At 60.0% G+C, this 6,000-nt stretch carries 6 protein-coding genes, 1 tRNA gene and 1 pseudogene; 5 read left to right on the top strand and 3 right to left on the bottom strand.

Translation table 11 applies throughout. The annotated features are described in order from the left end of the window. Nucleotides 1–13: 13 nt before the first annotated feature. Nucleotides 14–876: pseudogene (istB, locus tag NB311A_RS05855) on the top strand (IS21-like element helper ATPase IstB). Between the two features lie 201 nt (nucleotides 877–1,077). On the opposite strand, the gene NB311A_RS05850 reads toward istB, so the two are convergent. From NB311A_RS05850 to NB311A_RS05840, 3 genes are all read right to left on the bottom strand, one after another. Then, nucleotides 1,078–1,167: transfer RNA gene (locus NB311A_RS05850), tRNA-Ser, on the bottom strand. A 69-nt stretch (nucleotides 1,168–1,236) separates the two neighbouring features. Continuing rightward, a complete protein-coding gene (locus NB311A_RS22220) occupies nucleotides 1,237–2,184 on the bottom strand; it encodes a site-specific integrase (protein ID WP_245256935.1) in 948 nt (315 codons plus the stop codon). A gap of 208 nt (nucleotides 2,185–2,392) precedes the next feature. Further along, complete coding sequence (locus tag NB311A_RS05840) at nucleotides 2,393–2,800, bottom strand: Arc family DNA-binding protein (protein WP_165475225.1); 408 nt, start codon at nucleotides 2,798–2,800, stop codon at nucleotides 2,393–2,395. 153 nt (nucleotides 2,801–2,953) lie between these two features. Between NB311A_RS05840 and NB311A_RS05835 the strand changes: the two genes are divergently transcribed. The 4 genes from NB311A_RS05835 (at nucleotide 2,954) to NB311A_RS05820 (ending at nucleotide 5,929) form a co-directional block, all read left to right on the top strand. Beyond that, a complete protein-coding gene (locus NB311A_RS05835) occupies nucleotides 2,954–3,172 on the top strand; it encodes a helix-turn-helix domain-containing protein (protein ID WP_207382347.1) in 219 nt (72 codons plus the stop codon). Then, nucleotides 3,172–4,059: a toprim domain-containing protein gene (locus NB311A_RS05830; RefSeq protein WP_009797539.1), complete on the top strand. Its 888-nt coding sequence runs from the start codon at nucleotides 3,172–3,174 to the stop codon at nucleotides 4,057–4,059. The genes NB311A_RS05835 and NB311A_RS05830 overlap by 1 nt, the downstream gene beginning before the upstream one ends. Further along, a complete protein-coding gene (locus NB311A_RS05825; protein ID WP_009797538.1) occupies nucleotides 4,056–5,444 on the top strand; it encodes a phage/plasmid primase, P4 family in 1,389 nt (462 codons plus the stop codon). The genes NB311A_RS05830 and NB311A_RS05825 overlap by 4 nt, the downstream gene beginning before the upstream one ends. Nucleotides 5,445–5,683: 239 nt before the next feature. Further along, nucleotides 5,684–5,929, top strand: coding sequence for a hypothetical protein (locus tag NB311A_RS05820; RefSeq protein ID WP_009797537.1), 246 nt, complete (start codon nucleotides 5,684–5,686; stop codon nucleotides 5,927–5,929). Nucleotides 5,930–6,000: the final 71 nt, after the last annotated feature.

The following is a 6,000-nucleotide window of genomic DNA, read 5'->3' as shown; positions in this document are numbered from 1 at the left end:
GGAGGACCATCTGATGGAACGAACCCAAATCTTCGACCTCATGGTGAGCTCAAACTCTACGGAATGAGGGCTGCCTTCGACGAGATCATGGCGACGGCCGTCAAGCGCCAGCACGAACCTCAGCACATCGTCGGCGACCTGCTCAGCGCCGAGATCAACGAGAAGCAGGCGCGGTCGATCAAGTACCAGCTCACCATCGCCAAGCTGCCATTGGCCAAGGATCTCGATGACTTCCAGTTCGAAGGCACGCCGATCAATCAGACGCTCGTCAATGATCTCGCCGGCGGCGGCTTCATCGCCCAGCAGCGCAACGTCGTGCTCGTCGGCGGCACCGGCACAGGCAAAACCCACCTGGCCATCGCAATCGCCAGAAGCTGCATCCGATCCGGCGCCCGCGGTCGCTTCTACAACGTGGTCGACCTCGTCAATCGCCTCGAGATCGAGACCCGTAACGGACGTCAGGGCCGGCTTGCCGAACATCTGACCCGGATGGACTTCATCGTGCTCGACGAACTCGGATATCTGCCCTTTGCCCAATCCGGCGGCCAGTTGCTGTTCCATCTCGTCAGCCGGCTCTACGAGCGTGCTTCCGTCATCGTCACCACCAATCTCGCCTTCGGCGAATGGCCCAGCGTGTTCGGCGACGCCAAGATGACCACCGCGCTGCTCGACCGGTTGACCCACCACTGCGACATCGTCGAAACCGGTAACGACAGCTGGCGCTTCAAAAGCCGCGACGACGATCACGCCACCCGCGCTCGTCTCGTCTCCGCAATCCCGGCCAGCTCCGACGAGTCGAGCGCTACCCTCAAACCACGCCGCGCGAAGGGGTCAAAATTGAACGCCGATACGGGGTCAAATTTGCGAGCCGATTGACACTTTGCGGCCTTGACGGTGGCAGCAGAGAGTTTCCCCATAAGAAATGTCCTCCAATTCCATGCCATATTCCCCGCTAATTCCACGGATTGATCTGCAACGGCTCGGACTGATTTGAACCGTTGAAGGTGAGGAAGTGACTGCGGCACAGCCACTTCTCTCGACAATGCGTATTAGCTTGATATGGTGAGGACACTTTACTGGCGGAAGGGGTGGGATTCGAACCCACGGTGGGCTTGCACCCACGCCGGTTTTCAAGACCGGTGCCTTAAACCACTCGGCCACCCTTCCAACAGATTGATATTGTTTAGCTATCGTCGCGAGGCCGGTTATCGAAAAAGGCCATTTGCTACCGCTTTGCTACCCAATGTCCTTGGTGCGCTTGTTTATGGCGGCACGTAGCGCATCGTCAACCTGCGCCACGGCATCGGCCTGCATATTCGGCAGGACGTGCGAATACAGATCCAGTGTGATGCCGACCTTGCTGTGGCCAAGCCTCTCGCTGGCGATCTTCGGATGAACGCCGCTGGCGAGCATGTGTGTCGCGTGGGCGTGGCGCAAGTCGTGGAACCGGATACGGGGCAGGGTAGTCCGGCCAAGGAGGCGCACCCATTCATGTGTGATGCTGGTCGGTTTCAATGGGCTGGCGTCAGCCTGAGCCACCACAAACGAATCCCTGGACAGGCGAACGCCGAGCTTTAGAAGCTCCTGGGCTTGTCTTGCCCGGTGCGCCTTCAACTCATCGATCATTGTTGACGATAGCGCCACGGTGCGCGCCCGGCCGCTCTTGGGCTCTTTGTAGCGGACGCCATCCTTGGTTTCTTCCGCACTCTCGACAACGGCAATCTGACCAGCACCGAGATCGACGTTACGCCACCGGAGGGCCGCCAGTTCGCCACGCCGTAAACCGCATAGCACCGCCAGCAACGCGGGAATCAGCATCCGCGTGCCGCGCAAGGCGTCGATAAGTGCGGCCGTCTGCGGCAAGTCAAAGGTGTGCATCGCGGTGCGCTCGACCTTGGGCGGGTCAACGGCATCGCAGGGATTTCGGTTGAGCAGTTCCCATTTCACGGCCTGCCCAAGGGCCTGTTTAAGGATGCGGTGCATGTGGTGGACGGTGCGAGGTGATAGGCCACCCTTGCCGTCGCGCCGGCCGCTGGCCAGTGCGGTGGCGTAGGCTTCCGCTATCTGTGCCGGCCGCAGTTTGTTGAGCGTGACGCCACCGAGCAGCGGAATAATGTTCGTGCGATATCGGCATAGCGCTCGTGCGATCGCGGCGAAACGTGTGCCTTGATGTGATCGACCCACTTATCGAGGAAGGTTGCCAGCGTGGTTTTATCGGGCTCGATGTAGGTGCCGCCCTTCATAGCGGATATGAGCCTCGCACATTCGACCTGCGCTTGCCGCTTGGTGCCGTTGAAGCTGTGCCACTTGCGTTTGCGCTTACCGGTGGCGGCGTCACGTTGCTCGAGGATGATGGCCCAATGGCCGGGGGAGCGCTCGCGGATTGACCCCTTCATTTGCTGCGCCGCTTCTTTTGCTCGTCAATTTTCTCTTGTTCGGCTTGCACCATCTGCCAGAGCTCTTCGGACTCCTCCTTGGACAGAGTGGACTCGGCACATTCCGGCAGCGAGTCGATAAAGCCACCGATGCGCTGTTTCATCAGCGCTTTGATTGAGGGGCTAAATTTAATCTCGCGGCCGTGCTCGGGAGTGATCCATTTCGGCTCGCGGCCCCCCAACGTCGCGTTCACGATCACTTCAAGAAGGTTCTGGATCTCGGAGTGGAATGATCCATCCAGCCTGTGGATGATTTCCGAGTTCATCGATCGACCGTTGCGGGCAGCATCTTGCTCCAGACGCCGCCGTAGGTGCTCCGGGATGCGCGTCATGATCGGCGCCAACTCTGTAGGCTTTCGTGCCATCGATATCTCCGCTGCTTGATGGGACAGCATGGCACGAGACTTATAGTTTCACAAGTGAAACGACTTCCTTGACATCATTCCGAATATAGTGTCATACATGACACTACGTGAGCACGTCAGGTGCTCACTGGCCTGAAATTGGAGATGCAGGGAATGACGCCAGCCAAGTTGACAATTACCGTGCCGGAGGCCGCGGAGCGGCTCGGCGTTAGCCGCAACCTTGCCTACGAAGCTGCGCGGCGCGGTGACATTCCAACTATCCGGATCGGCAAGCGCCTCTTGGTGCCAACCGCTGCGTTCGAGCGCTTATTCACCGCTCCGGCAGATGCTCGGTACCCGACCGGACGATGCGACATAAATTCGGGTGATTGATGGATATCCGCACCATCGCCCGGATCATGGGCGGCGACGTTATCAGTCGCGCCAGCGTGAACGTGCCCGGACCAGGACACAGCAAGGCGGATCGCTCGCTTAGCATTACCCTAAACCGACCGGCGCCTGCCGGTTTTATGGTCTACGGCCATGCCGGTGACGACTGGAAGGAATGCCGCGACTACGTTCGTGAGCGTCTCGGGCTCGAGCCGTGGGGACCGGGCCAGAGACGAGAGCGGGCCACGCCTTTCGCGGTCACCGACTCCGGGCCGGATCCTAAAAAAGAGCGCAACAAGGCATTCGCGCTGCGCATATGGGAGGAATCGATTGATCCGCGCGGGACGCTTGTTGAGCGATATCTTCGCGAGCAGCGCGGGCTTTCTTTACCGGCCGAAATTGCCAGCCGCGTCATCCGCTTTCATGCCGCGCTCTATTACGGCCCGCAGACCCGCTATCCCGGCATGGTCTGCCTGCTACGCAATATCGAGACGGATGAGCCGACAGGAATCCACCGGACCTATCTGAACAGCGACACGGCCGAGAAGATCGATCGGAAGATGTTCGGAATTGCCAAAGGTTCAGCGATCAAGCTGGACCCGGAGTCCGGCGACACAATCACGATAGGCGAGGGCGTCGAGACGGTCATGTCAGCGCGCGAGGCTGGCTATCGACCGGCTTGGGCGCTCGGGTCCAGCGTCGCGGTGAAGACATTCCCGGTTCTGAAACGGCCGGCAGAAATCACGATCCTTGAAGAGAACGACCCGACGAGCAGGCGCGCCGTGAAGACCTGCGCCAAGCGCTACCTCGCGGCCAGGAAGCCGGTGAACATCGTTTCGTCTCGTATTGGCAACGACATCAACGATGCATGGAGGGCCATGCGTAGATGACCACCGCCGTTCCCCCGCACCACGAAGACATCAAAACGCGACGAATTGAACCGCTGGCGAATGACATCGTGACCGAGGATTCGGCTGCAATGGAGTTCGTCGACGAGCATTGCGGCGATCTCCGCTACTGCCACACGACCGGCGCGTGGTTTCGGTGGAACGGCGTGTTTTGGAAGCGGGATGATACCGGGTGCGCATTTCAGTGGGCTCGCGAACTGGCGCGCAAGCTGGCAGAGGATCAGGACAAGCGGGGCCGATATCTCACCAGCAAGGTTTCTTTTGCGAACGCGGTCGAGCGATTTGCCCAGGTCGATCCCAAGGTCGCGGTCACCGCCAGCTATTGGGACCGCGACCCATGGAAACTCGGTACGCCGGGCGGCACCGTCGATCTCCAAACCGGGATACTGCACGAGCCCCGTCAGGATGAGGGGATCACCAAGGCAACATCCGTTGCGCCGCTCGATCAGGATTGTCCGCTATGGAAGCGGTTTCTCAACGAGGCGACCCGCGGCGACGTCGATCTGATCCGCTTTCTGCGGCAATGGTGCGGATACTGTCTCACGGGGATTACCCGCGAGCACGCGCTTGCCTTTGTGCATGGTAGCGGCGGCAACGGCAAATCCGTCTTCATCAACATCGTCACGTCGATCATGAACGACTACGCAACCACGGCCGCGATGGAAACCTTCTCGGCCGGGAAGTATGCGCAGCATCCAACTGACCTCGCGATGCTTCGTGGCGCTCGGATCGTCACAGCCTCGGAGACCGAGGAAGGCCGAGCCTGGGCCGAGGCTCGCATCAAGCAGATGACCGGCGGCGATCCGATCACCGCTCGATTCATGCGGCAGGACTTCTTCACGTTCAAACCGCAGTTCAAGCTTACCATCATCGGCAATCACCAGCCGGTGCTGCATAGCGTCGATGACGCCGCGCGCCGGCGGTTCAACATCATTCCCGTCATTCACAGCCCCGAGACGCCGGATCGCGATCTGGAGCGCAAGCTAATGATCGAGGCACCGGCGATCCTGCAATGGATGATCGAGGGTTGCCTAGACTGGCAGCGCAACGGCCTTTGCCGGCCCGAGAGCGTGAACGCGGCGACCGCGGCTTACTTCTCCGATCAAGACTTGATGGGGCAGTGGCTGGAGGACTGCTGCGAGGTGAAGAAAGATCGCGGCCCGAACGGAATATGGGACCGCTCGTCCGATCTATTCGAGTCATGGGCGGAATACGCTCACAAGGCCGGTGATGAGCCGGGCAGCAAGAAGTCGTTCGGTCAATCGATGCAGCGGCGCGGCTTTGAGCCCTACCGCATTCCGAATGTCGGCACTCGCGCTTTCCGCTTTGTTCGGCTCAGGACGATGGTCAAGGGGAGTGACGCGTGACGCATAATGACGCGTTTCCCCTTATAAGTCTGTTTACCCGTGTACACGCGCGCGTCACGAGGGTTATCCGAAAAATGTGTCATAATGTGTCATTACGCGTCACGGCTTTACCGGCTAGGGGCGGGGGTATGAAATCTCTGCAGGTTCCAGGCCGCACACCGGCGGCCCCCCACAACGCTATTGCAAATACAGTTTTCTCTCACGCGCGCGCGAGGGAATGATCTGCCCTGAAAGGAACCATGATGACCGATCGATACGACGAAAGGCAGCAGGAATTGACGCGGGAGTTTGCCGCGCGGCTCACCGACTTGGCTGGACGACTTCGAGGCCATCTTTGCGAGCACGGAATAGCAACAGCTTTGATCGGCGTCGGCGTTCAGGCGGCGCTTGCAGATGGTGGCGCGGCCTCTGTAGCGGCCTGGCTTCGAGGCGTCGCCGACGAACTGGAAGCAGCGCCTCACTTGGAATGTCAGGGTAATGCCTGAAGTAGATATCTCTGAGCGCATAGCCAGATTGTGCCATGCCGTTGCCGAACGGACAGGCGACGGCCGGCTGC

It is taken from the genome of Nitrobacter sp. Nb-311A, assembly GCF_000152905.1.
Classification (GTDB): Bacteria; Pseudomonadota; Alphaproteobacteria; order Rhizobiales; family Xanthobacteraceae; genus Nitrobacter.
Note: the sequence above shows the minus strand (reverse complement) of the source record. Positions and strands in the feature narration are given on the sequence as shown.